At 60.3% G+C, this 26834-nt stretch carries 16 protein-coding genes and 1 pseudogene; 4 read left to right on the forward strand and 13 right to left on the reverse strand.

What is annotated here, in order from left to right; translation table 11 throughout:
- Positions 1-731: 731 nt before the first annotated feature.
- The 7 genes and pseudogenes from N688_RS24090 to N688_RS21550 all read right to left on the reverse strand — a co-directional run.
- Positions 732-1230: pseudogene (locus N688_RS24090) on the reverse strand (CDP-alcohol phosphatidyltransferase family protein); the annotation flags it as partial.
- A 494-nt stretch (positions 1231-1724) separates the two neighbouring features.
- Positions 1725-2894 carry a glycosyltransferase family 4 protein gene (locus tag N688_RS21520; RefSeq protein ID WP_052891201.1) on the reverse strand — a complete coding sequence of 390 codons (1170 nt, stop codon included), beginning with the start codon at positions 2892-2894 and terminating at the stop codon, positions 1725-1727.
- A 160-nt stretch (positions 2895-3054) separates the two neighbouring features.
- Complete coding sequence (locus N688_RS21525; protein ID WP_081839116.1) at positions 3055-3876, reverse strand: PHP domain-containing protein; 822 nt, start codon at positions 3874-3876, stop codon at positions 3055-3057.
- 1 nt (position 3877) lies between these two features.
- Positions 3878-5014, reverse strand: a complete 1137-nt coding sequence (locus tag N688_RS21530) for a lysophospholipid acyltransferase family protein (RefSeq protein WP_081839117.1) — start codon at positions 5012-5014, stop codon at positions 3878-3880.
- Between the two features lie 155 nt (positions 5015-5169).
- The gene (locus N688_RS21540; RefSeq protein WP_052891205.1) at positions 5170-6060 is read right to left on the reverse strand and encodes a lysophospholipid acyltransferase family protein; all 891 of its coding nucleotides are present in this window, start codon (positions 6058-6060) and stop codon (positions 5170-5172) included.
- Positions 6061-6063: 3 nt separating this feature from the next.
- Positions 6064-6426, reverse strand: a complete 363-nt coding sequence (locus N688_RS21545; RefSeq protein ID WP_052891206.1) for an ArsR/SmtB family transcription factor — start codon at positions 6424-6426, stop codon at positions 6064-6066.
- 1320 nt (positions 6427-7746) lie between these two features.
- A complete protein-coding gene (locus N688_RS21550) occupies positions 7747-9063 on the reverse strand; it encodes a glucosaminidase domain-containing protein (RefSeq protein ID WP_081839118.1) in 1317 nt (438 codons plus the stop codon).
- 501 nt (positions 9064-9564) lie between these two features.
- On the opposite strand from N688_RS21550, the gene N688_RS21555 reads away from it, so the two are divergent.
- Together N688_RS21555 and miaA are read left to right on the forward strand one after the other, a co-directional pair.
- On the forward strand, positions 9565-11883 hold the full coding sequence (locus N688_RS21555; RefSeq protein ID WP_052891208.1) for a serine/threonine-protein kinase: 2319 nt from the start codon (positions 9565-9567) through the stop codon (positions 11881-11883).
- A gap of 20 nt (positions 11884-11903) precedes the next feature.
- Positions 11904-12842, forward strand: coding sequence for a tRNA (adenosine(37)-N6)-dimethylallyltransferase MiaA (gene miaA, locus N688_RS21560; protein WP_081839120.1), 939 nt, complete (start codon positions 11904-11906; stop codon positions 12840-12842).
- 133 nt (positions 12843-12975) lie between these two features.
- On the opposite strand, the gene N688_RS21565 is transcribed toward miaA, so the two are convergent.
- A complete protein-coding gene (locus N688_RS21565) occupies positions 12976-16758 on the reverse strand; it encodes an AAA family ATPase (RefSeq protein WP_162179608.1) in 3783 nt (1260 codons plus the stop codon).
- 208 nt (positions 16759-16966) lie between these two features.
- A complete protein-coding gene (locus N688_RS21570; RefSeq protein WP_052891211.1) occupies positions 16967-18406 on the reverse strand; it encodes a metallophosphoesterase family protein in 1440 nt (479 codons plus the stop codon).
- A gap of 479 nt (positions 18407-18885) precedes the next feature.
- Between N688_RS21570 and N688_RS21575 the strand changes: the two genes are divergently transcribed.
- Positions 18886-19458 carry an HD-GYP domain-containing protein gene (locus N688_RS21575; RefSeq protein WP_162179609.1) on the forward strand — a complete coding sequence of 191 codons (573 nt, stop codon included), beginning with the start codon at positions 18886-18888 and terminating at the stop codon, positions 19456-19458.
- 166 nt (positions 19459-19624) lie between these two features.
- Here the strand turns inward: N688_RS21575 and N688_RS21580 are convergent, their stop codons facing one another.
- The 4 genes from N688_RS21580 to N688_RS21595 all read right to left on the reverse strand — a co-directional run bounded on the left by N688_RS21580 (position 19625) and on the right by N688_RS21595 (position 23350).
- The gene (locus N688_RS21580) at positions 19625-20407 is read right to left on the reverse strand and encodes an iron-sulfur cluster-binding protein (RefSeq protein WP_052891213.1); all 783 of its coding nucleotides are present in this window, start codon (positions 20405-20407) and stop codon (positions 19625-19627) included.
- A 51-nt stretch (positions 20408-20458) separates the two neighbouring features.
- Positions 20459-21217: an amino acid ABC transporter ATP-binding protein gene (locus N688_RS21585; RefSeq protein WP_052891584.1), complete on the reverse strand. Its 759-nt coding sequence runs from the start codon at positions 21215-21217 to the stop codon at positions 20459-20461.
- A gap of 117 nt (positions 21218-21334) precedes the next feature.
- Positions 21335-22126, reverse strand: coding sequence for an amino acid ABC transporter permease (locus tag N688_RS21590; RefSeq protein ID WP_081839121.1), 792 nt, complete (start codon positions 22124-22126; stop codon positions 21335-21337).
- Between the two features lie 363 nt (positions 22127-22489).
- Positions 22490-23350: an ABC transporter substrate-binding protein gene (locus N688_RS21595; RefSeq protein WP_052891214.1), complete on the reverse strand. Its 861-nt coding sequence runs from the start codon at positions 23348-23350 to the stop codon at positions 22490-22492.
- Between the two features lie 500 nt (positions 23351-23850).
- Here N688_RS21595 and N688_RS21600 point away from each other — a divergent pair, with 500 nt between their 5' ends.
- On the forward strand, positions 23851-26304 hold the full coding sequence (locus tag N688_RS21600; protein WP_052891215.1) for an amylo-alpha-1,6-glucosidase: 2454 nt from the start codon (positions 23851-23853) through the stop codon (positions 26302-26304).
- The last annotated feature ends 530 nt before the right edge of the window (positions 26305-26834 follow it).

Genomic DNA, 26834 nt, shown 5'->3' on the forward strand with positions numbered 1-26834 from the left:
CGGAGGCAAATGCTTCCTTTGCGACGGACACATCAACGTCGCTCTTCTCTGGCTGCGAATGTTCTCTTGTCACAAAAAGATCTCCAGTCTCACTAATTCGGGACCGGAGCGCAGGCGATCGTGTGGAGAGGTACTTGACGCACAGAACCGTCAGGGCGAATGGACGCCGTCATTGCTCGCCTATCGTCTGCTTTACCTCAACGGGTGCTCGGGAAAAGGCAAGACAACAAAGAGTAAGCATCTAGGAAGCACGCCGTACTTTCACCGATCCGCGTTGCAAAGATGGGCGGATGCGCGCCGCCATCTATCCGCCCTGCCTGTCCTTTCCTTCTTGCGACAGGCACCTCACGCTACATGCACGTCCGATCCCGATCTCCTCTACACCGTTCGCAAAGCTTCGATTCACTCTTTTTGCTGTATACCGCCACTGAGAGGCGGAACATGGCTGGGAACGGGGCGAGCGGATGCTTCTTGAGCTTCGCCGGCCCGGCCCCGACCCCGGCCCAGGAACCGCGCGCGGCGCTCGCGATCGCGGTCGCGGCGGGCACTGTGCTCCTGATCACTGGCGAGCGCTGTGGGGGCAGGAGCCAGCTGAGGCGCGGGGCGCCCGCGCTCCTGTTGGCGTGTGATGCGCCAGACGTAGAACATGCGCTCGAGGGCGGTCACTTGTGAGAAAACCGCCAGCAGAACCAGTGCCCAGATCTCAATACCCGCAATCAGGCCAATGGCCAGGATGACGACACGTTCTGGGCGGGCAAGCAATCCTGTTTTACATTCCAGCCCCAGACCTTCGGCGCGCGCCTTAGTATAGCTAACCATCAGTGAACCGACGACAGCGACAAACACCAGGACAATCATCCAGAGCTGCTCATGGCCAAAGGGCCAGAGCTGCTCATGGAGATCTGGACGCTGCAAGACGTACCAGAGCAGCCCAAAGAGAATGATGCTTTCCGAATAGCGGTCGAGAGTCGAGTCGAAGAAAGCGCCAAAGGTCGTAGCAGCCTGGCGAACGCGAGCCACAGCCCCATCGAACATGTCGAAAATGCCAGCAAACAACACCAGCAAACCGCCTGCCACCAGGTACCCCTGCGCAATCACCAGGGCTGTTAAGCCGCTAAGCAACAGCCCGACGAGCGTCAACATATTTGGAGTCACGCCAAGGTTGGCGAGCGGTCTGATAATGAAGGCCACCAGGAGTCGAACTTGTTGCTGGATGCGTCTGCTTAACATATCTTTATTGTACCATACCTGGCCCTCTTCGGACTAGCTCTTTTTTGCGGTGAGCCTGCCACCGAGGGCTGTTCGCACTACGGGAGATACGCACTACCAGACGAAACCAAACGAAACGAACAGTGCCCTGGCCCTGACCTCCTCTCTCTATCGGCCAGAGGAGAGCGAAAGCAAGAAGCGAGGGCGACGCAGGGCAGGCCGCCATTGCGGTGCAACCATTGCACAGCGCAGAGCGTGGGTCAGCCAGCGGTGAGGAGCATCGCCAAGCAGCGCCCCAAGTCGGCATTGAGCGAGCGCCGGGTCCAGTCAGGGCCAGCCGTACTGCTCCCTGTGCCCCAAGATAGCCCTGGCCACTTCTCTGGCAAGAGCCTATGGATCGACATGCGAGGCTGCATCGCTGATCAGAGGTCTGACTGGCCCCAGTCAGGGCCGACCCGCCTACCTGCCAGGGCAACCAGGTAGCACTCTACAGGAGGAGAAGAGGCCCGCCCTGACTAGACTGGCTCTCGCTGGCGCAGGGTATGGAGCAGCTGGCGCTCCTCCAGCAGCTCCTGATAGTAGTCCACCACACGGCGAGCGATCCGCGGCCAGGCATATTGCTGGCTCGTTTGGAGACCAGCCTCAACCAGGCGGCGCCGCAACGGCTCATCTTCCAACAGGCGGCAGATGGCCATGCTCAGCGCGAGGCTATCGCGTGGGGGCGCTAAGAGGCCATTGAGGCCATGAGTGATCACTGTGGCATAGCCCTCGATGTTGCTGGCCACCACGGGCACGCCGGAGGCCATCGCTTCCAGCAAGACCACCCCCAGGCTCTCGCCGCCGATCGAAGGCGCACAGAAGAGATGAGCACTGGCAAAGTAGCGTGGCAGCTCTTCCGCCGAGACACGGCCCACAAACACCACGTCCTGCCAGCCCTGCTTCTCAACAAAGCGTTCGAAACCGCGCTTCAACCCGCCCTCGCCCACGAGAATAAACCGCGTGTCGGGATGGCGCTCACGGATCGTGGGGATAGCGCGCAACAGGTACTTGGCGCCCTTGCGCTTCTCAAACCGCCCGACAAAGAGGATATTCCGCTTCCCATCCATGAACCAGGGCAAAGGCTGGTTCCAGATGTTGAAGCGCTCGAGATCGACCCCATTTGGGATCAGGCGATAGTCCGCCGGAAAGTAGCGTGAGACAAACTGGTAGGCCGCCGGTGAAACGGCGATGCGCCCGGCCAGCCGGCGAAAGTAAGGGCGCAGGAAAGGATGTAGCGATGCATAGGCCAGATAGGGCGTCGAGGTAATCCTGGCGGCAGCAAAGGCATGAAATGTCCCTACATTGATCGCACGAGAGAAACGCAGCACGGCCAGTGGCAAACCGGGAATCAACGGCTCGTGGAGGTGAATGATATCAAAGCGCTCGTGCTGCAGTACCGAGCGCACGCGCCGTCCGAGGTAGGGGTTTAGCGCCACGCGCGCAATTGAACCATTGAAAGGAACGGGCGAAGCCCCGGCCATCTTATAGACTTGCTCCTCTGCCAGCTGCTCATCATCGCGCGAGACCGGGGCAAGGATGCGCACCTCCAGACCCATTTTGCGAAATTCATGCGCCAAATGGCGGACATGTTCACGCACTCCACCAGGATAGCTCCAGTCATATGGAGTCACGAGACCTATTTTCACGAGTCGCTCCCTGCCTTACAATGTTGTAGAGACGCGACTATCCCCTGGACCTTACGCAAGCCCGGCCACGGTCCCCTCCTACTCAGCCAAAGGCGCCATACAACATTTTACCAGACTTTCGCAAGAGCTTGCCTCTTCCAAAAGGAAGGCTCTGCGCGCTTCACGCCGCAAAGACGCGACGATTCCGCTGATTTCGCTTGCTAAAGTGATACTGAGCCAGTTGCAGATAATCGTACATCTGCCAGAGCTTGCCGCCGGGGGCTGTGGTTCCGGCCTGCAGGGACCTGCGCAGGTCCTGAGCTGTCTTCCCCTCAAACCAGGTACAGCCGCGTCCAATGGCATTGAGCGTATGGGCATCGCTGTTGCCCACCTCGGGCAGGCGATACACGCGGCGATTGGTGCGCATGGCCACCTGATTGGCATAGATGCCGCAGAAGCTGGCGTTCCAGGTCTCGATGCCATCGAGTCGGACAGTCTTTGAGCTGACCAGGCGGTCAAGTACCTCGCGCTGGCAACTGTGGCGGAAGAGCCGGTGCAGCGGATGAGCGACGATGGCCAGGCCCCCTTGCTCATGGACCAGGGCAATGCTCTCTTCCATGCTCAGCCCGGGTGGAATGCGCTGCTCGATAAAGAGGGCCAACAGGTGCCCTTCGCGTGTGCTGATTTCCTCGCCAACAATGTAGTCAAAGCGGTAATGGCCTCTGGCCCACAGGTCGCGTGCGCGTAGCGAGCCTTCAATGGCGTCGTGATCGGTAATGGCGATGACGTCCAGGTCGCTAAAGCGCTCGGCGTAGGTGAGAATCTCTTCAACGGTTGCTGTACCATCGCTATAGGTACTGTGAATATGGAGATCGGCCCGGCCCAGCTTTCCAGCCAGAGAAGCCTCGGCGGCTGTCATTTGCCGCTGACGGCCCAGCAAGCGCCTGGCCAGGCTGGTGGGTCGTAATTCCTCTGTCATCCTGTTGCTCATACGTCTAGCCATACTACTCCTTTGGAAGTGAGAAGGTCTGCTCCTCTCTACTTTCCTCGGCCTTGATCTGCTGCCCTTGATTCTCTGTGCCTGCAGCAGCGTGATCCAGCCAGACAGGAGCGAAGACAAGCCACTGCTCGGGATGGGCCCGGATGTAGCGTTCCATGACTTGCACGATTGAGCGCATGAGGGCCTCGGGCTTCTGCTGCTCTTCTTCAGGAAGCGCCAGAGAGATCGGCGCAAATTCGCCTTGCATACGCTTGCCTTCCAGGCGCCAGCCGAAGGCGCCCACGAGAGCTGCGCCTGTGCGCTGCGCCAGCATAGCCGGCCCTCCAGGCAGACGAGCGGTGGCCCCAAAGAAAGGCATCTCGACGCTCTGGCCCACCACGGCCCGATCAGCGGTAATGAGCACCAGCTGATTCTGACGCAACGTGCGCAGAATGGTGCGCATGGCCGTGCCATTTCCCACGGGAAGATATTTGATGCCGTGGCTGCAGCGCAGGCTCAGCATCAGTTCGAGCATGCGTCGATCTTTGAGCTGCTCGACCGGGATCACCAGCTCGTAGCCTCTGGCAACCAGCCACTGGCTCAGGTAGTCGAACGGGCCAAAGTGGGCGGACACTATCAGGACGCCCTTGCCCCGGGCCAGAGCGGCGGCCAGATGCTCCTCGCCTCCGGGAATGATATTGCTGACGATCTCTTCGACCGGTACGTAGGGTAAACAGAAGCCTTCGAGATAGTTGCGTGCGTTGTTGATAAACATCTGGCGCACTGTGCGTCTGAGACGCTGGCGTCCGAGATGTGTGGCTTGTACCTCTGGTCCCAGCACATGCAGCATGTTAATGGTGGCCTGCCGACGTGCCCTGAAGGCAATCAGCCAGGCAAGCCAGCCTAGTAGTACGCTGAGCGGTGGTAGCCAGCGACGCGGCAGGCGCGGAACAATGACGGCGGCAAGGCGAAATAGCAGATACATCGTCGTTGTTTTCTGCCTCAAGAAGCGCTTCTCATGATGTCGCGGCCCGTTGCCTTGCGGTACCTTCTTGCCCAGGTGCCTGGCTGCCTGGAATGGCCGAACAGCGCCCGTCTCCTGAGAGTCGGGCTGGCCTTTCGCCAGCCAGCTCCCTGGGCTGGTATGGCGTTCTCTCTGCATTCCGTCGTCCCCGGCGCTGGTGATGCGTCTGGCCTGCCACTGGAGCAGGCCCAGGCAGGCGCCTGCGCCACAGTTATGACGTCGCCTGCGTCGCCTCGCTATCTATGGCCGCTCTCCCGCGAATGCAGAGAGCAGTCAGGTTGCTTTCTCCATAGCTAGGGATCAGCGGCAGGCCAGAACGGGCGAAACATGTACCACTGATCGGGATAGCTACGGACCATCTCCTCTAGCGCATCAAAGATAGATTGGGTCAGGCGCACGACTTCGGCCTCGCGGTCCCCTTCGGGCTGGGGGAAGACAGGGGGGAAGGCGCGCATATAGCACTGCCCCCGTCTGCCATACCAGACGAAACCGGACATAATGGCGGCGCCTGTCCTTACTGCCAGCCTTGCCGCACCAGCGGGCACATAGGTTGTGCGCCCAAAGAATTTCACTGGCACGCCCTCGCTCTCCGTCAAGGGGCGATCGATGACGATGGCCAGCATCTGATTTTGCTGCAGAACACGCAAAATTGGGCGAGTCGAGCGCTCCATTGGGATGATACCGATTCCTTTGTCCTGGCGCTGCTTTTGCACCAGGGCGTTCAGCCGGGGATCGGCAAAGGTTTCGGCGATGGCCGAGAAGGGTACCTCGCGGGCAATGATGGCGCCAGCCAGGTCCCAGTTGCCAAAATGAGCGGTGGTGAGAATCACGCCGCGACCAGGCTGGAGCGCCTGCCGAAGATACTCGCGCCAGGAGGAGGCTCCCCGCGTCAGGTCCCGCCCCTGTCGTTCGATAGCCTCGATATCGAGCTGGGCAAAACTCAAGAAATCGGAGGCGTAGCGCCCGTAATTGCTCCAGGAGGCGCGCGCCAGCCGGCGCACAGTGCGATCGTTGGGCGAACGACCCAGGACCTGAGCCATGTTGCGCTGCGTTACCCGGCGCTTGGAGCGCCAGGCCAGATAACTTGCCGTTCCGACCACCGCCCCGATAGCGTGGCGCCAGGACTGGGGTGTACGCCCCGCGAGGGTACTTGTACCTCGTGCCAGCCAGTAGATGACAGACACCGGTTACTCCTCCAGGTTGACTTCAGCCGCCGCCTCCGTCTTGGGCAGACTCCCGACGGGCAGCGTTGCCAGCACGAACCCGGGATCGACCAGTTGCTGTAGCCGCTGCAGGCAATACTGAAAGCGCTCTTTATCCAGTGAACAGTAGACCTGGCGTCCGGCGCGACGCATGCGCGTCAATCCAGCGCGCTGCAGCTTCCGTAGATGCCAGGAAACCAGCGGCTGGCTGATCTCTAGAGCGTCTGTCAGCGCTGTGACCGTCATCTCCGGCTTCCGCGCCAGATGGTAAATGATGGTCAGACGCACAACGTCCGCCAGCGCTTTCATCATCGTTTTCAGTTCACGCCAGTCATTCGATCTGTCCAAGTCGATCCTTCTTTGCGTGCGCAGACGATTTTGTATAAATCTTTGTTTATATACTAACGCGCGTCGGCAAGGCTGTCAAGATGGGAATGGAGCGCGCAGAGCTGTCAGAACGCTCAAGAAGGGCTTTGCCGCGGCAGAGATCGAACAGCTCTTCTGTAAGCCGCTCCACTGGCAAGGGCTGCCACGGGAAAGATTGCCGAGGCAAGAAGGAAGATTGAGGACTGCAGAGGCACAGGTGGACCCAAGCGGCAGCAGGCAGGATGAGAAAAAGAGCCGGAAGTGGAGCGTTATCATGGCCACTTCCGGCTCTCTTTATCCATGAGCGTTTTTCCTGACGATCTCGCTGAGCAGACCGTGAGCCAACAACTTCAGCCAGGCTCACGAACTGACAGCCCGGGTAACAAAGAGTGGGTGACCAGGGACTCGAACCCTGAACCTAGCGAGTGAAGCAGACAGCCAGCACAGCCTTACGACGAGAGCCGCCAGCCGAGGCCGAACCTGGCCGGTCTGGGCTATGCTGGTCATCCCCTCCCGAACCGGACGTGCACCTTTCAATGCATCCGGCTCTCCAGAGAAGCGCCTTACGCACTTCTCCTGCGCCCCTTCCCCGTGTATCAGCCATTGCGCTGATCGTTTGAGTACTATGAGCGCTCCGTCACCATGAGCCCCAGGGGACGAGAGAGAAACCCTGTAGCTTTTAGGTGATCCCGCAGTTCCCACGGCGCCCCGCTCCGTACGTAGGTCTCCCTTCATGCACAAGTGCCTCCTGGTGGGAGCATTCGTCAGCCCTCCTAATCACAGCTGACGACACCAAGGGAGGCCAGCGAGGGATTCAACCCCTGGCGGGCTTGACCATATACGGCCTAGCTGCCGCTGTTAAGAGCTTACAGCATTGAGTCTCGACTCGCCATTCCATCTTGCTGGCCGACGAGCGCGACCATCAGATGCTGAGACTCTCAACACCGACTTTTCCATCATGCTGTTGTCCCCCGCCACCTTTCGGCGCGAGGTAAGATGGTGCTTTAGCCACGTCTGCTCCAGTGGCGTCGGGTCTTTCCCGACAGGGACGCTGTGAGCACAACGGCGCACTTAAGAGTCGCTTGCTCTACCGATTGAGCTAGTCACCCAGCTTGACAGTGAAGCCGTAGCCCCGAGCTTGCTCCGGGTGCTGCGGTGGCACTGCACAGTGAAGGATAGCATATCTGGCGTTTCCCGTCAAGTAGGGAAGAGGCTGTTGGCAAAAGTTCGCCAGCGATTGCCTCTTCCTGTCCCTGTTCCCGGGAGTGGGCGAGAGCGAGAAGTGGGGGCAGAGCTGCCCCATCAACCCGGCTCGGAGGGAGCTGCCAGTGGGTTAGAAGGCAGCTGATGGCCTGAGCCATAACGGCTCAAGAGGCCACTGCCCGGGCCTGTGCTTCGTCCGGCGAGCAAAGGAGCAGCTACTGGAGCTGGCCGGACAGGAGCAAATGAGGGTAGCGCGCCTGCGGGAACGGGCTGCTGATCTGGCAGGTGGGAGAAGGAGTCAGACCAACGTCCGGTCTGGCTGCCCGTGGTCAAGGCCGTCTCCAGGGTTCCGGATCTGGCTGACAGGTTCCAGAGAGAGAAAGCATCTGTATCGCGGCCAGAGAGTGAACCAACCAGGCCGGCGAGGGATGTATTTGAGGACGTCTGGACTGGCCCGGCGGTGGCGAGCACCAGGGTATCGGTGACCGGTTCTGGCGCTGATCCCGCCCCTGTCGGTGCAGTCTCAAGCGAGGCAACCAGGAGGCGCTGGCGGCGGTGCAACCAGACGGCTCCCAGGGCCAATGCAAGCGCGGAGATCAGGCCGAAGGCGATCAGGGCCAGGTCCTGTCTACCCGGTCTGTCCGCTGCGCCCGTGGAAGAGGTCGCTGCGGTCGCGGGAGTAGCGGAAGAAGAGGGCGCCGACTGAGGCTGGCCATCTTCTTGCTCGGTACGGGTCTGCTGCTGGCTCTTGTTCTGCAGGGCGGTGGCAATCTTATATTTCAGCGTTGCCGGGGTTGGTGTTGGCGTTGGCGTTGGCGGCGGGGCCTGATTGCGATAGATGGTCATCAAATTCATGACCTTGGCAGCCCACGAGCCGGAGCTAGAGGTCCCAACATAAGGGCCCGCGATCAGATAAACGGTCGTCAGCCCGCGAGCAATATAGCGCTGCTGGACGATGGAAAACCAGTCCTGGATGGCCGCGGCATACGAGGGATAGATAGTATAGCCGCCGGCATCGCTGGGATAGCTCGCGCTGGCGCGGACACCGCCCGGATTACGGTCGCCCAGGCCAACCCCTGCCGCTCCCTGGTTGGTCTCGACGTACCAGACGGCCAGCGCAAAGGCGTCATCGATATTGGTCTGGCGGGCCGCCTGCTCAACCACCTCACCGGTGCCAGCCATAGGGGTCGATGCCAGAATACGGTTGACGGTCTCTGCTGGCAGCGTTGGCGGTCCCAGCACACTGGCGCCGCTGGCCTGGCTGCCGGTGCTGCCATTCATGATTTGCCACGTCAGAACCAGGGTCCCGACGAGGAGCAGCACCAGGCTGATCAGCATGGCCTGCAGCGAACGCCGGAGGTGTGGCAGTGGCAACGCCGGCTGAACAGTCTGAGTGATCAGCTTGCTCTTCATCATACTCCTGTTATCGCTGAAGCCAGCGAGGCGAGCCACCTCTCTGCCACCTCTCCGCCAGGCCTCACTGCAGATTCCAGCTCGATCAGATCGCTGAGATCATATCTGCTTCTTTTTTCTTGTTTAGACTGTACCTATGACAGTGGACTGCCCCGTCTTTTGTGGGCGTTTCTCAGGATGATCTTGCTGATCTTCTTTACCAGAGTTCGCAGCTCTCAAGTGTTGCAAAGTAGGACAGGCGCCCGGCGCCTTTCTCCTTTCCTACGCCAGAAGGAATGGCCGGAAGACCGAGAGCGTCTATGCTGATTGTACCATCCAGCGCGAATTTACTTGTATCAATAGCATCCAGCATAGGTAGTATCTCCCATAAATGGTATGCTATACTGGAATGCACGAGAGCGACGAAGGCGCTGCAGGCCCTCTGCCTGGCCGGGTCTTGCTGGTCATGAGAGGCAGCGAGTTTGGACCGGCCCGGCGGCGCCGGCGGCGGGCCGAGGAGCTTTGATGTCCGTGAGGAGAGACAGGGGGTTCACCATCAGTCCCATCAGTCCACAGAACGATCAGGGGAATGCCCAGACGGGACGCCTGGGACGCCATACCCTGCTCCACAAGCGCTATATCATCTTGCGGGTGATCGGCCAGGGGGGCATGGGAGCAGTCTATCAGGCGCGCGATACGAAGCGGGGCGAGATCTGCGCGGTGAAGGAGATGAGTCTCTCTTCCGTGCCGCCTGGAGAACAGGGCAAGGCTCTGGAGAATTTTCTGGCCGAGGCGACCATTTTGTCGCGCCTCAGCCACCCTAACCTTCCCGCCTTTACCGACTTCTTCAGCGAAGGTGAGCGCCATTTCCTGGTGATGGAGTATATCGATGGGAAGACGCTGGAAGAGCTGCTGGAGGAGAACGGCGCTCCCTTCTCCGAGCGGCGCGTGCTGGGTTGGGCTCGCCAGATCTGCGACGTCCTGGAGTATTTACATAGCCAGCAGCCGCCGGTGATTTTCCGCGATCTCAAGCCGGGCAATATTATGCTGCGGCGAGATGGGCGCATCAAGTTGATCGATTTCGGTATTGCCCGACTGGTGCGTCGTTCTTCTTCACAGGACACTCAGCTGTTGGGCACTCCTGGTTTTGCTCCTCCAGAGCAGTATGGCAGCGCTCAAACGGATCAGCGCTCCGACATCTACTCGTTGGCGGTGACGCTCTTTCAGCTTTTGACGGGGACATTGCCAGAAAAGGGCTTTGGTCTGCCAGATGCACGCACGCTGAATCCAGCGATTTCGCCAACGGTGGCGCGGGCTTTGGAGAAAGCGGCCTCTCTCGATCCCAATGACCGCTATCCAAGCGTGGCCGTTTTCCGCCGGGCTCTCTTCCGCGTGGGCACACTCCCCTTCGAGAACGGGCAGGAGGCCACAACGCCAGAAGAGCTGGCCGAGTTGTGTGCCCGCTTCCCCGAGGAGGGGGCCGACTATCTGTTCAGCGGGGAGATCGAGTCGTGGCTGGAGGAGATCGGCGAGAGCGACCTGGCGCGCAAGGTGCGCCGCTTACGAACGACGACCGGCGATCCCGAGCTGGGCGTTGAACGGCTCATCCAGCTAATTATGGGACCCGATGCCCATCTGCGCACGAAAGCACAGCGGTCCGTCAATGCCACAGCCTCCACGGCCTCTGAGGCGGCCCGAGGACATTCTCCCGCCCGCCCCCGTAAGGCGCCGCTGATGATTGTCCGCCCGGCTACGATTCATTTTGGCCAGGTCTACCCGGGCCTGTCCGCCCCTATGTTGCTCACAATCACGGGGAATCAGGGTTCGGTCGTTCAGGGCACCATTCAGCCTGTGGAACCCTGGATTATCGTGGATCAGACCCGCTTTGATGGGATGAGTACACTGGTGCGCGTGCGCGTCGATAGCAGCCAGCTTGCAGGCTCGCAGCGCTATAGCGGCACTATTGTGATTACGCCTCTCGGCGAGACAGCCGGGAAGCCAGTGGAGGTGAAAGTGGAGGTGGAGGTGATGAATTATACGGCCACGGGGCCGATGGCGGCTAGCGGGACCAGAGCGGGCAGCGGCCAGGTCTCTTCTGGCAGCGTTGGCGCCGGCACCAGTCAACGCCTGTTGCCTCCCAGCCAACGCTCCGGCTCGATGGCCCCAGCGCTGCCCGCCTATATCAATCCCCAGGATGAGGCCTATAAGGCGAAGTATGGACAACCAGGGGGTTGGGACCCGCTACGGGCCAGTCCTGCTGAGCGCCGCCGGCTCTATTGGCTCCAGGTCTTCGCTGCGGCTTTACTGTCTCCCTCTCTGTTTTATGAGCTATATTCGCAATTGCCTTTCTTTTCACACTTACCTCTACCACCTGATCCAGCTTTTCTACCGGCGCTGCTGGCGATGCTCCCACTGGCTCCTCTGGGAGCCTTGTTGCTGAATGCCGATCACGGTTGGCAGCTCCCTGCCTTGCTGAACCGTTTCTGTACGGGGCTGGCCACTACCCTGGCGGCCCTCGGCCTGCTGGAACCTGCCTGGCACAGCGGATTTCAGGATGGGGCGTCTCCACTCCATGCCTTGACCTTGCTCGTTCTGGCAGCCCTGGCCGGCACTCTGGGCAGCAGTCAGTTTCTCAGCAGTCGCTTGCTCGCGGGAGCGACCTGGGCGATGAAGCGTTTCCGCCTGCCGACCCTGGCCCTGTTGATGGTTACCGGGGTGAGTCTTGGCTTGAGTCTGGCCCTGGGGACCAGCCTGAGTCTGCTGACGCCGCTGGCCGTGGCCGCGGGGGCTGCTGTGGCGTTAGCGTTAATCTTCCGTATCGATCGACTGATTGGGCACCCATAGCTGTGGATGGGAAAGAGTCGATGAGATCAGCTGAGAGCGAGCAGTCAGGGCGGAAAGGGAAAGTGGTTGTAGTGCTGGGGCCGACCGCTTCGGGCAAGAGTGCCCTTGGCATCCAACTCGCTCAGCGCTTTAACGGTGAAATCGTCTCTGCCGATTCGCGCCAGGTTTACCGTGGTTTGGACCTCGGCACGGCCAAGGTCACGCCAGAGGAGCGGGCGCTAGTCCCCCACCACTTGCTCGATGTGGCCGATCCGGACGAGGTTTACAGTGCTGCCCGCTTTCGCGAGAAGGCCCTGGCAGCGATTGAGGCCATCGCGAGTCGTGGGAAACTGCCTTTGCTGGTCGGTGGTTCTCCCCACTATATTCAGCTGGTTGTAGACAACGTGCAGGTGCCCCAGGTGCCTCCCGACATGGAGCTGCGTCGTCGGCTTGAGCAGCGCCCACTTGCAGACCTGGTTGCCGAGCTGGAGAGACGCGATCCGCGGGCCGCGGCCCGCATCGACCGTCGCAACGCGCGGCGAGTGATTCGTGCCCTGGAGGTCTGTCTTCTGACTGGCAGGCCCTTCTCCGAGCAGCAGGGGGCACCTGCTCCCCTTTACGAGAGCCTTCTCCTGGGTATTCACTGGCCACGAGCGGAGCTGTATCGTCGCATCGACCAGCGTGTCGATGAGCGCCTACGCCAGGGCATGGTCGATGAGGTTCGTCGCTTGCTGGCTCAGGGCCTCAGTCACGAGCGTCTGGAAGCCCTGGGGCTAGAGTACCGTTTTATCGGTCGCCTGCTGCGTGGCGAATACGAGAACGAGGCGGAGATGGCAGCACAGCTGAAGCATGCGATCCACGATTTTGCCCGTCGGCAGCTCAGCTGGTTTCGCCGTGATCAGCGCATTCTCTGGCTGGAGGGTCCCGACCTGGAGCGAGCCGCAGCAGAAGTGGAGCGCTTTCTTGAGGAGTCGCACTGACAGAAGGAGCCTTTGTTAACAGTTAACAGCAGGGCAGTCGGTGGCAGCGACTGCTCTGGCATCCAGGAGGAGCCTGCTCGCTGGGAGCAGGTTCCTCCTGGCGTAGGTCTGCGCAGAGCGGTGCCTGGCCCACCTAGGCCACGACCGAGGTTGCTTCCGAGCTGGTTTCGGGACCTTCCTCTGACGAGGGGCGGCTGCCATTGCCATTGAGCGAGCTGCGCGGCATCACCACAGGTAGATTGCTCTCGACCACCTGTCCCCCATCGATCAAGAGATAGTAGGGGAACTGAGCGGGATCAAAAGCACCGCTGTGCGAGATAAAGAAGACCTGCTCGAAGTGCTGGCCCAGCATCTCACCGGTCACAACTTCGACCACAGCCTGCGCTCGCCGCTGATCGAAGGAGCTAAGCGGCTCGTCGAGGAGCAAAAAGCCTGGAGCGGCATTGAGCTCGCGAGGCAGGGCCGCGATCGCAAAAGCCAGACGCAAGGCAAAGGAAATCTGGTCTGCAGCTCCGCTGGAGAGTGCTTCGCGCGGGATATACTCGCCAGCTGCCGAATCCCAGACCCGCCAGCGCAGGGGTCCGCCGCTGGCGCTGCCCTCTTCTGGCTCGGTCACCAACTGCACATCGTGGTAACGGCCACTGGTCAGGAGGGGCAGAATTTGCTGCATGTAGTATTCGGTGCGCGGGACCATCTTGCGCATCAGGCGTTCGATGACCGCAGCGATCAACATACTGCCACGCTTCTTGGTTTGATAGCTGCGTTCCTGTTGCTCCATGCGCTTGCGAGTCTGCTCCAGATCGAGGCGCTCGCCGCCAGTTCCCAGTTGCTGGCTCAGCTCCAGCTCCTCCTTCTCACGCAGCTGGAGCTCGTGCTCAAGCTGCTCGCGCTCTTGCTCTAAACGCTGGCGATCGGCGACGCCATACTCGCCAACGAGAGGCCAGACGGCCACAATTTCTTCGCGCTGGTAGCCCTGGGGAGTGGGGCGCCCACGCAGCTCAAGCAGAGAGCGAATCCGCTCGTGGATCTCCTCGATTTCCTGCCGACACAGCTCGATCTTGGCCCGCGAAGCTCCCTCTTGCATCTGCAACTGCTCCAGCTCTTGCAGAATGCTTTCTTCGCTGGCAGCCTGCAGTTCCTGCTGACAGCGAGCACGGAGGCCGTTGAGCGTCTCGGCAAAGGGATTGGGCGGGATAATCCAGCTCCCGAGCACCGTGCTGAACTTGGCCAGCTGCTGATAGTAGCCAGAGAGGGACAGTTGACGCTCTTTGAGGAGGGCAGCGTAGTGCTCGCGGCGTCCCTGCAGCTCGATGCGGCGCCCGAGAGTAATATGGAGCGCCTCCAGTTCGCGGCGCGCCGCGCTCTCTGCGCTGCTGACCTGAGCCTGACCGAACTGCAGGCCGAGGGGCTTGACGCGCTGGCGCAAGGAATCTGTCAGTTTCTGCAGGGCCTCCCTGAGAGCGGCCTGCTGCTCGCGGGCGCGCGCCAGCTGTTGGAGGGGATCGCTCGTCTGGAAGCGTTCGAGGCGCCCGAGGAGCACCTGCTTGCGGGTCTGGAGACCTTCCAGCTCCTGCTCACAGCTCTTGATCTGCTCCTGCAGCTCGGCGATCGCATCGATCTTGCCGTCGAGGGCGGCGATCTCCAGCTCGGCAGTTTTGAGCGCCTCCTCAATGATGGCCTTTAGCTCGGCATGTTTTGCGGGGGAATTGAAGACGTTAGCCTCGAAAGTAGGAATCGGCAGACCCTCTTGACCCATCAAAGTCGCCAGCTCATGGCGAGCCTGATCCACGGCCACCAGGTCGCTGCGGAGCTTGCTGTGGATATCATCCAGATCTTTAGCGCGGGCCTCCTCCTCCAGCTCGCTCACCTGCCTGCGCAGAGTGGCGACCGTCTCGGCACCCTGTGTCACCTGAGTGCGCAGAGTGGCCAGGCGCTCACGAGCTTCAGCCAGGGCCTGCTGCTCATTGAGAGAAGAGCGCTCGGCCTGGGCCTGCTCAATCAGGCGCCGGGCCTCATCAGGCGAAGCCGGGATTTCGGCCCCGAGGGCACGAATCTCCTCTTCGACGCGGGCCAGGGCCTCTTGACCCCCATTGGCGCGGGCCGCCGCCTCACGAGCTGCCACCATTGCCCGGACATGATTGAGCGCGTCCTGCTCGCGCTGTAGGGCCTGTTGGACAGAGATCCGCGCGCGACTATAGCGGATAAAGATGACGACAAAAGCGGCAACGCAGGCAGCCGCCAGCACAATGCCGATCACCGCCGGAACCAGGAGCTGCGAGAGCGCCCAGATGAAGCTCAGGAGAGCGGCGATCCCGAAACCGATGCCGGCCACGATTAGAAAGGCGAGCAGGTGGCGCACCACGCTGAGAGCGGCGGCAACCTCTTGATGACAGCGCTCATGTTGTTGATAGGCAGCGCGAACCTGTCGTTCAGCCTCCGTCAAGCCGCGCAACTTATCGCGCAGGTGCAGCCACTCCTCTAGCTGGCGCGCCAGATTTTGACGACGCCAGCGCTCCTCGTAGGTCGCGACTTGCTGCTCGGTCTGGCGCGTCTCCTGCTCAGAGCGAGCCTGTTGCTGCTCAGCCTCGCGCAGGCGGCGGCGTGCATCCTCAATGCGGTTCTCCAGCTGCTCAGCCTGCTCACGTGCCGCCAGGTGCTGGGCATAGCGCTCCTCAGCCTGACACAGCGTCTCTAAGCGGGAGGCCAAATGACGCAGGCGCCGCAGCCGCTCCTCCAGGGAGGGCCGTCCGGCCCGGCGGCGCTCTTCCAGCTCGCTGCGAGTCAAACGGGCCTGATCGAGGCGGGCCTGAGCGCGGCTGATTTGCGTCTCCAGCTGCTCGAGGTTCTCCTCAAAGGTCGTGCGCTCCTGAGCCTCCTGCTCCAGCTCCTTAATGGTACTGACCGTAGCCAGGAGGTCAGTAGCCATGCGCTCCAGAGTACCGAAAGAGCGCGAGAGATCTTCAAGCTCGCGCACCCGCTTCTCCAAAGCCGGCAGCTCTTGGCGTTCGCGCAGTTCCAGATCGGCGATCTGGCGGTCCAACTCTGGCAACTCGCGGCGGGCCTCAGCCATCTCATCGTAGGCAGTAATCAGCTCAGCGAGGATCGCCTCAGCCTTCTTCAGCTGCTGCACGCGAGCCTGGCGGCTCTTCAGCTCGGAACGCTTCTGCTGGATAGTCGAGAGATTGCTCTCCTGCTCAGCAATCTCTGCCTCTTGCTGCTCGATCTCGGCCAGATACTCATTGACGGCCACAGCGTCCAGGGCTTCCTCGACCTGGCCTAGCCTGGCGCTCAGCTCGGGAATGCGAGCCTGCAGCTCGGCCAGCCGCAAGCGCGCAGCGCACTCGCGCAGCTGCTCCTCATCCTCGGGGGTCAGACGAAACTGCTCAGCCAGGCGTGTCAGCTTCTCCAGGCCCAAGAGGCGGCGCAGAGCAAGCTCGCGTTGACCGCCACTGATCTGCTCAAGACGTTGGAGGCCCTTCTGCTCGATCAGGCAGGAATTGCGCAGCGTCTCACCATCGAGGCGCCCCAACTCGGCAATGATGCGCTCATTAGCGGCGCGCAGCTGAGTGATTGGCTCGCTCTCAGGCATGCCGAGGCGACGGACCACAAGCGAGACGCGCTGGCCGCTGCCGCGCTCAATCGTGCGCGTGATAGCCAGTTCAGTGGCGCCCACGGAGAGCGTCAGCTTGACGGAAGCCTCCGCCTCTCCGTACATAATCAGGTCGTCCAGCGCCCGTTTCTCCCGATGCGTAGTGAGTGGCTCGCCAAAGAGAGCAAAGTAGATACATTCAAAGAGGGTTGATTTACCAGCCTCGTTCGGCCCCTGGATCAGGATACTTCCGCGCTGGGGAAAGTGCAGATCTATTTCTCGCAAGAGCCTGAAACGCTCGACTGTCAGATGTTTCAGAATAATCATTTCTGCTTCACTCCGTTCACACTCCTCTCGGGAGATGCGAGCGCTCTCCGCCGTTTTTTTCAGAGAGTCGAGCAGAGAGGCCAGCATGCTCGCCGCGACCCGCCCTTTCGCTACCACATCTCCTTCACATAGCTCAGCGGTGCAGAGCCTCCGACCAGCGAGCGCACCGATCAGGCGTCACAGGAGCGGGCGCTCAGAGCGCTTCGCGCTAATGGATTTCATCCAGAGCATTCAGCAACACTTCTTTTGTCACCAACAGAGCTTTTTTTTCTTGTTCATCAGAGGCGGCAGCGATCCACTCATCGGCCAGAGCAGCCAGCTCCTCGCGAGGAGAGAAACGCTCGCTGGCCTCAGTCGGGCCGACACTGCTGGAAGCCTCATGGTCAGGCACCAGGGTCAGGGCCGTATCGTCAATGGCCAACGAGAAAGCGTGCTGCTCGCCATATCGGCGGATCTGGTTCAGATCGAGCTGATGATATTGCTGGCGCGTCAGCTCGCCCTCCAGCTTCAGCTGAACCATCGTCTGTTGATCGCAGAGAGGGCGCAGACGCTCCAGAATAACGGTCGTGGGAGAGCCAGCAGTAGAAGCAGCAGACGCCGCAGCGCCAGTCTCGCCGCTGGGCGTCCCTGTCGGTGGGGCTGGCCAGAGCGCGCTGGTTGGTACCACCAGACGACGCAGGCGTACAGCCTCGACAGCGATATGCTTGCACCAGCGAACGCCATCGCTCGCCAAACCGAGAAAGACAAAGCCAGGCTCGGCATCGGGGTCATTGAAATCAATATGCTGAGTCGGGCCCGCCACGATCAGCTCGCACTGGCCAACGCGCAGCTGCTGAAAGGCATGATGATAACCGGCCAGGACATACTGGAAAGCGGTCTGCCGGGCCAATGTCGAGCGGCTCACCAGAGCCTGGGCCTGAGCTTCGGCAGGGGCAGGCTCGGCGCTCAGGCCCTCAATAGGGGCATGGAGAATCAAAATACGGATCTGGGCACGCTCAAGCTCAGCAGCGGGACGAACGGAGGCCAGAGGATCACCTTCCTGGCCAGCGCGCACACTCAGACCACAGAGACCGACCCGTATCTGCCCAATCTCACAGAAGGCCGGCGCTAATTCGATCAGAGGTTGCCTGCTTCCCAGACTGGCCCCCGCCGTTGTCGTGGCCGACGGCTGGGAAGCGGGCGAGAGCGGTTCAAAATAATGGAGGGCGCCGAGGCGGGCGAAGCTCAAGTGAGGCGCGGGCAGCGCCCCCTCAGCGAGGGCCCGGCCCAGCGGCGGCGTATCGTGTAGCCCACCGACCATAAACGTGCGCACACCCGCCTGACGGAGCTGAACCAGACGCTCGGCCACAAAGCTACGCTCATGCTCAGCCGGATTCAACGAATCGAAAAGATCCCCGGCCTGAATGAAAAGATCAACGCCCTGACCAATCGCGAAATCAACCGCCTGTTGAAAGGCATGCCGTAGCTGGCGTGCTCGCTCCTCGCGCCGGCGCATCGGCTGGCCAGCGGCAGCGCCCAGATGGTTATCTGCCGTCAGAACCACCGTGATCACATCGCGCGGGCGCGAAGCCGCATCCTGCTCCTCACTCGCCTGCTGCTCAGGGTCCAGCTTCTTTTCTGAACCCTCCTCCACAAGTTCTTCTGTCATCGCAAGCTACTTCCAACTGAACTGAGAGACGATCTTACTGCCGTGCAACAAGTCGCAGTGATCTTTCCTGCACACAGAATTGATGGTAAGAGGAGTCTATCATAAATTATGACGATTAAAAAACAGGCGGCCCGGAAAGAGGGACCATTTGGGGGATGAGCAGGCAGGCCGCGTTTTCCTGGGGAGGCCGTCCCTGCTCGAAGCAACCGGGCAGGCAGGTGAGCGGGGGTGTCAGGAAGAGACAAATAGAGGACGAGTGACACAAAAGTACTGCCTGAAAACAAGAGCTTGGGCAGACAGCAAGTGAAAACATTACTATATTATATGATTCATCGTCTTGCACTCATTCTCTTTACCGTCATCCATTGTGGGCTTAGAGGGAGTAGAGCAGAGTGGTGGCAGTCAAAACCTTGAAGGATGGCAGGGAGAGCAGAGAGATTCTGCTCGCCTTTGCCAGGAGCATAAAGGAGCGCGATCTCGTGACCTACGAGCATTCGCGCCGGGTTGCTGTCTACGCCTATCGTTTGGCGAGCAAGTTGGGGTGGGAGCACGGTCAGGCCCGTGATCTGGCCCTGGCGGCTCTGGTCCATGATCTAGGGAAAACCTGGATTGCCAATGAGATTTTGCACAAATCCGCCGCCCTCTCTGCAGAGGAGCGGCGCAAGATGCAGCGTCATCCAGTGATCGGCGCACGCATTTTGATTGGGTGCGATGTGGACCCGTTTTATGTTGAAACGGTCCTCTACCATCATGAGCGCTGGGATGGTCAGGGTTATCCTTCCGGATTGCGCGGCGAGGCTATTCCTTTGAGTGCGCGCATTTTGACGGTGGCCGACGTCTACGATGTCTTGACCTCGCAGCGCCCTTACAAAGAGCCATATTCGTCGGAGATGGCTCGCGAGTGTATCGGGCGCGACGCCGGCACCAGCTTCGACCCCACGGTGGTGGCCGCTTTCGTGGAACTGCTGGATACGACGCCGAATTTCCTCCTCCCCTGTCAGCCAGCCGACCTTGATCGGTTAGCAGAGATCGCCTTGTTGCAGCTGCCCTGATTCCTGCAGCAGTATCTGTGGTAGCAGGCGGTTAGAAGCCGGGAGAGGGGAGCCTGGGCTATGGGGAGAGGAATGGGGAAGGTCGCCCCGACAGGTTCTAGAAGCAGTCGACCAGTGGGCCATTACCCTGCTGGCCCACTGGTCGGGACTGGCAGGTCCTGTCTTGTCAGCCTCGGGCCAGGGTCGGCAGATCGAAGGTGGGTCCGTCCTGGCAGATGAGGCGCGGGTTACGGCTGGTCTCCAGGGTACAGGCCAGACAGGTACCCGTGCCACAAACGAGGGGCTGGAGTACAGCGACCTGGGCAAAGCCTGGACGGCGCAGGCGCTCGAAGCGTTGATAGAGTTGCAGCGCCGTTTCACGTGAAACGCCCAAACAGACAGCATCGGCCCAGCTAAGATAGTCCCCCAGTGTAGTCAAGAGTCCTCCTTGCTGGCCCGTATCCTGAGCGGCTCCGCCAGCGCTCGTCACCAGATGATACTCAACTTCCTCCGGCAACAGCGCAGCCGGGTAGCTTTCTTGCGGCTGCGTCACCTCTTGCACAAGGGTCACCGCCAGTCCCTGCTCGCTAGCACGCTGAGCCAGCAACGCCAGCGCCACCACCCCAAAGCCCTCGGCGACCAGCAGTAGCGTGCTCAGGCGGGACGGCAGTTGCCACCCCTGGCCCAATGGACCCAGCAGGTCCAGCTCTTCCCCTGCGGGGCGCCGTGCTAACCAGGCCGTCCCGCGCCCACGTACCTGGAACAGAATACGGCAGTGCTGGCCCTCAACGCTATGCACAAAGAAAGGCCGGCGCAGCAGAGGATCAAATGCCCCCTCCTCAGCACAGCGTACCATACAGTACTGGCCTGGACGCACCGCCTGCGCCAGAGCCGGTGCGCGCAGCTCCAGCAAGTGTAGCTCTGGCCGTACAGCCAGGTTTTCCTCAATTATCGCCCGATAAAGACGCATACTCGCTGTGCTCCTCTCCTTCTTCCGCTGCTCACCTACACGGCACTGATCTTAATCTGTGGCGATGAGGCCGAGGAAATTACGAGTACGCTCGCTCTGTGGATCATCGAAAATCTGCTCAGGGGGACCTTCCTCTACAATTACCCCGTGATCCATAAAGATCACGTGATCGGCGACATCGCGAGCAAAACCCATCTCATGGGTTACTACTACCATCGTCATGCCTTCCTCAGCCAGCTGGCGCATGACCTTCAGCACTTCGCCCACCAGCTCGGGATCGAGGGCCGAGGTTGCCTCATCGAAGAGCATCAGCTTGGGACGCATGGCCAACGCTCGCGCAATGGCCACTCGCTGCTGTTGACCGCCCGAGAGCTTATGAGGATAGACGTGGGCCTTCTCCTCCAGGCCGACCTTGCGCAGCAGCTCCATTGCTTGAGCGACTGCCTCGCCTCGCGGCATGCCCAGGACATGGATGGGGGCTTCGATAACGTTCTCCAGGGCCGTCATATGGGCAAAGAGGTTGAAGCGCTGGAAGACAAACCCAATCTGGGCCCGCATTTTGGCGATTTCGGCCTCCTGAGCCTCGACCAGTCGTCCCTTCACCAGACGGTAGCCAACAAGCTGCCCATCAACATAGATGCGGCCACTATCGATCTTCTCAAGGTGATTAATGCAGCGCAGCAAGGTTGTTTTGCCGGAGCCGCTGGGGCCAATGATCACGACGACCTGCCCACGCTTCACCGTCATACTGACATTGTTGAGGACGAGCAGGTCGCCAAAGCGCTTTACCGCCTGCTCGACGAGAACCATCTCCGCGCTCTCAGCGGCTTGAGAGGGAGCAGCCGAGAGAGGAGGCTCTTGCTCCTGATAACCGTTATAGCTTTGCTGCTGTGTCACTGGTAGCGCCTCCTTTCAAGCAGACACGCATTAGCGCGCTCCTCCATGTCCACCAGCGATCAACTCCCCGGACTCCAGGGGTGGATTGCCGAATCCCAGAACTCGCTGGGCCCAGCTCTTCTGTCCTGGGCGCCGACCTGGTCGTCCGCCTTTGGCTGCGTACTCGGGGTCCAGCCGACGCTCAATCCAGCGCTGGAAGTAGTCCCACAAGGTAGTCAGCAGCAGATAGTAGACGGTGGCCACGATCAGCAGTTCGAAAATCGAGAAGGTTGGCGCCCCCAGAATCTCGGCGGTCCCAGTCAGCTCCTCCAGCCCGATGACAGAGGCGATCGAGGTGGTCTTGAGCATATTGTTAAACTCATTGCCGAGGGGAGGGATAATGACCCGCGCCGCCTGTGGCAATATAATGCGGCGCATAGCCAGCCAGTAGCGCATGCCCAAAGCGCGCGCAGCCTCCATCTGCCCTGGATCAACCGAGCTGATGCCCGCCCGGATGATCTCCGACATGTAGGCTGCCTCGTTTAAAGAGAAGGCAATCAATATGCAGGTAATCTGACTGAAGAGCAGGCCGGGGACCAGCTTGGGCAACCCATCCCAGAGCAAGAGCACCTGGACGAGCAGGGGGCTGCCGCGGAAGAACCAGACATAGACTTGTACGGGGAAGGAGAGCCACTTGAAGCGCGACATGCGCATGAGCGCCAGAAACAAGCCGAGAATCACGCCGGCAAGCTGGGCAACGACAGAGAGCCAGAGCGTGGTCCAGGCGGCCTGGAGAAAAAAGGGTGAAAGGATGAATTTCCAAACGGCATCCCAATCGAACATGGCGGGGATCTCCTTGGGTCGTTAGATCCGGCAAGAGACTGGCTAGCGCTGGGCACAGAGTGAGCTGAGCTAACTGAGCGCGCTCCCCTACCTCGGCCACCTGCCTTTCTTCTGGCCTGCCTGGGCCAGGCCTCTTCCTCACTTATGATAGTGTACGGCAGAAAGGGGGAGTCCACACCACCCTCTTTCCTCTTCTAAAGAAGGAGAGGAGGAGGTGGCCAGCAGTGGTCGCCAGATCGTCTCAGCTCGCAGCATGCTCACCCTGCCCGGGCCATCAGCCTCCACTACGAACCATAGGAGCGAGCCAACGAAAGCGAGATGAAGGAGGCTGAGGTAACCTGCGCGAAGAGCCTGCCAGTGAGGCTAGAGGAGAACACGCCGCTCCATGAGAGCAATGGCGCCACTGGTCAGCCCCCACTTGTCGATGAGCTGCTTGTAGGCCCCATCACTGCGCATGGCGTCAAAGGCCCCCTTGACAGCATTGTAGAGAGCCGTATCTCCTTTGCGGAACATAATCCCCTCGGGCGCGGCGTTGACCACGGAGCCACCAACCTCGAACTTCCCAGGATTCTGCTTCAAATAATAGTCAGTCACCGGCGAATCCTGATAGGTGGCAACCACACGATGGTTGGCCAGCAGCTGGACGACTTCCGTCTGGTCCTTGAGTACCGTCAGATGGATGGGAGGCTTGCCAGCCTTGGTGCAGTTCTGCGAGGCCGTCTGCAGATCAGTCTGCTCCACTGTACCAGTCTGAACGCCAACATTCTGGCCACAGAGCTGATCAACGCTCGTAATGTGCAGCGGATTGCCTTTCTCGACCAGGAGCGACTCACCGGCATTGAAGTAGGGGATGAAATCAAACTTCTTCTGACGATCAGGATTGATCGTGACTGCCGAGATCACGAGGTCGAAGCGTCGGGCCGAGAGGTCATCAAAGATAGTGTCGAAGCCGTCAGTCACAACGTGGACCTGCAGCCCCAGGCGCTTGGCGATCTCCGTGATGAGATCGATATCGAAGCCCTTTGGCTGGTTGGTAGCTGGATCAATGAACTCCTGAGGTGGATAGGTTGTATCGCTACCGACCGTGAGGACGCCCGGTGTAATGAGGCCATATTTATTGCTCGCATTGCCCCCGCCGCTCGCGGGCGCTGACGAACCACCGCAGGCGGCCAGAGCCAGGGCGAAGATGAGCACAATGCCCAGCAAGATCCCACTTCGTAGCACGCGCCGGCTTCCTGCCCTGCGGACTGGAGAGGATACCATGCAGACACCTCCTCTAGTTAACAGAACGACATGGGGTGCAAAGGATATGCGCAGTGTAGCATAGCTCGACTGTTATTGACAAGTTCCCGGCTTCGGTTTGATCGCAGACCTGGACGCCCGTCGACATAATACAAGGTAGGAGGCAGGGAGCGCTGCACAGGATGCAACCCAAGGTCTGCTTCGAGAAGATGAGTCAACCGCCTTCGCCCGGGGCTTTACACTGGCACTCTCTGCATTGTTATATACGCCCCGCCAGGGAGGATTGTCACCCGCGGCTCATTTGTGCAACGCCAGAAGCACAATCCTTTGACATTGTAAGAAGGACCGTGTGAAAAATGCTGCTTCCTGGCACTTGTTATGCTACACTAAATAAGGGGTGCTGTGAGGCACAACGTACAGGCAGAGCATGACGTCCAGCGGGGAGAGCCGCCTATCATTGAAGAGGGCCTGGAGGGTCCACGATGCCCATCACATTCGATCGCCGTATCTGCTGTGACCTGAACGAGACCATTTCGCGCGAGTGGCTGATTACCAACGGGCTGGGAGGTTATGCCGCGGGCACTGTTGCCGGCGTGCTGACGCGCATGCAGCATGGTCTGCTCGTTGTTCCAATCGAGCGGAAGGCCCCTCCCCAGCTATTGCTGGCGAAGATCGATGAGGAGGCGGTCTTTGATCAGCGCACCTACTATCTCGGGACGAACGAGTACCGCGATGGTACGCTCAGCCCCTCCGGCTTCGTTCACCTGGAGGCCTTTCATTTAGAGGAGGGTTTTCCTGTCTTTCTCTATCGCATCGGCGGCCTCGATGGGGTGATGTTAGAGAAACGGATCTGGATGATTCCAGGCCAACACACGACCTGCATCCAGTATCGCCTTTCACGCCATCATGAGCACGAGCATGAGCAGGGCAGCCTCAGGCCGGAGAGCGAGCAGCGTGCACGAGCGACAACCCCAGCCTCGGGTCTAACCAGCCCGCTCGCCTATCAGCGTACTTATCTTCGCTATCGCGCGTTGGATCAGCATGTTTTGGAGCTGACCCTGCTGCCATTCTCTGCCTATCGTCCTTTCGACAGCCCCCAGAGCGGCCATAACGACTGGCACTTTCAGGTAGAGGTACATCACAGCAGCGAGCAACGGCCAGGAGTCGCTTCGGCCCCCTGGCCAGCCGGCCAACCGCAGCTTCCTCGGGGCGTGACCGGCTGCACCATTCGCGCCACCAGGGATGCTCAGCCCTACCATCTCTTCATCGTCGGCCATCCCGATAGCCAGCCTCTTTTTATCCCTACAGGGGTATGGTACTGGCACTTTCTGCGGCGGGTTGACCGCGATGCCGGGCGACCCGCTGTAGACGATCTCTATCTGCCGGGCGTCTTTCGCGCACGCCTCTGGCCAGGAGAGGAGGCAACGCTAACCATTGTGGCCACGACCGAGGACCCGGCTTTGTTGACGCTGACACCCAGCTATCTGGCCCTGGCCTACCGGCGGAGCGTCGAGCAGCAGCGCGCTCTCCTTCAGCCCCAGCGCTACTTCGGCGAAGGAGGCGAGACCTCCTATCGCCTGCAGGTCTTACCCCTGACAGGCACCACGAATCCTCAGCGCGAGGGCGAGGAGTTTCTGCACTTGCTTGTACAGGCAGGGGACCGCTTCCTGATTCGTCAGCGACCCGCTCGCCTGGCCAGCTTAGGCCAGGAACCTTACGCCAGGCCACTGGCGGGGCAGGAGGCAGAGCGCTTCTCGATCCTGTCCACGTTCTATGGACTGGAAGAGTATACACGCGATGCCCTGATTGCTCTGCCCGGGCTGATGCTGGCCACCGGACGCTTCGAGGAGTGCCGTCGCTTGCTCCGCGGGCTGGCGCGCACCTTTAAACAGGGCCTGCTGCCCGACCGTCTACCCTACGCCGGCCACAGCCTCAGCGAGGCGGACTATCGCAATGCGGATGGCACACTCTGGTATCTCTACGCCCTCGACCACTATTTCCGCTATAGCGGCGACGAAGAGCTGATCGCCGGGCTTTACCCACGCCTGGCCGAAAGCCTGCTCTGGTACCTGGAGGGAACCCTGCACGGGATTCAGGTTGATCCACACGACGGCCTGTTGCAAAGCACCAGCCCCCATCAGGCCCTGACCTGGATGAACGCTTACGCCAATGGCGGCCCGGTCACGCCTCGCAGCGGCAAGCCGGTCGAGATCAATGCCCTGTGGTATCATGCCCTGGCACTGATGGAAGAGTGGTCGACCCTGGTCCGTGGACGCGGCGGGAATACCTATCTGAGTGGGCGCATCCAGGAGCTGCGCCAGCGCTGCGAAGAGGGGTTCCAGCGCTTCTGGTACGCCGCGGGCCACTATCTTTACGATGTGCTCGATGGACCCGCCGGCCATGATCCCAGCCTGCGCCCTAATCAACTGCTGGCCATTTCTTTGCGCCATACAGCACTCGCTCCAGCCTACCGCCTTGAGGTGCTAGAGCAGGTCACGCGCCACCTTTTGACCCCCTATGGCTTGCGCACCCTGGCCCCCCACGATCCTGCTTATCGCGGACGGCTGGGCCATAACAGCGAAGAACAAGGCCAGGCCCTCCACCAGGGCAGCGTCTGGACATGGCTGATCGGCCCTTACATTGAGGCGCTCTTAAAGCTCGATGGCCGCAACAGCAGAGAAGAACGCGACCACGGCCATGCTACTCCCCTGGGACAGGAGTATATCTGGCGCCAGGGCTTACGCGCCCTGGAGCCGTTTCTTCGAGAGCTGGCCCAGCATACACTCGGCATGATCGGCGGCGTCTTCGATGGCGACCCTCCCCACCATGCCGGCTATCAGGCAGCCAGCGCCAGCGGCGTCGCCGAGCTGCTGCGAATCTATAGCTATTTGGCCCAGGCTGGAACCGGTCACCTGGTTCCCGCTCTCTCGGTGTAAGAGTAGCGTTTCACCAGCGTTCTACCATTTTCACAGTTCCCTGCAGATAGTTTTATACACACTCCAGGCAGGTTATCCACAGGCAATGTGGATAACCTGTCGATACAGTTTTCTCACTCCGCTCACTTTTCCACACAAGCTGGCGGCATTTCCGAGTTATCCACAGGTTTTGTGGATAAGTTTTCCACAACGGTCATCCTGACCTGTTGTGTCAGGACATCCTTCTCTCCAGTTTTCCACCGATTCTGTGGAGAAGTTTTCCACAGTATCCACACAAGCTGGCTGTGTTCCAGAGTTTTCCACAGAATCGGTGGATAAGTTTTCCACAAGTTATCCACAGCCTCTCATAAAATGTCTAGTTGGACGTCATACGTCTGACATATTCGGACAAGAGGACAGGCACTTATCCACAAAAACTGTGGATAACTATGCAACTAACGGTCATCCTGACCTGTTGTGTCAGGACATCCTTCTCTCCAGTTTTCCACCGATTCTGTGGAGAAGTTTTCCACAGTATCCACACAAGCTGG

Source organism: Thermogemmatispora carboxidivorans (genome assembly GCF_000702505.1).
In the GTDB taxonomy this organism is placed as follows: Bacteria; Chloroflexota; Ktedonobacteria; order Ktedonobacterales; family Ktedonobacteraceae; genus Thermogemmatispora; species Thermogemmatispora carboxidivorans.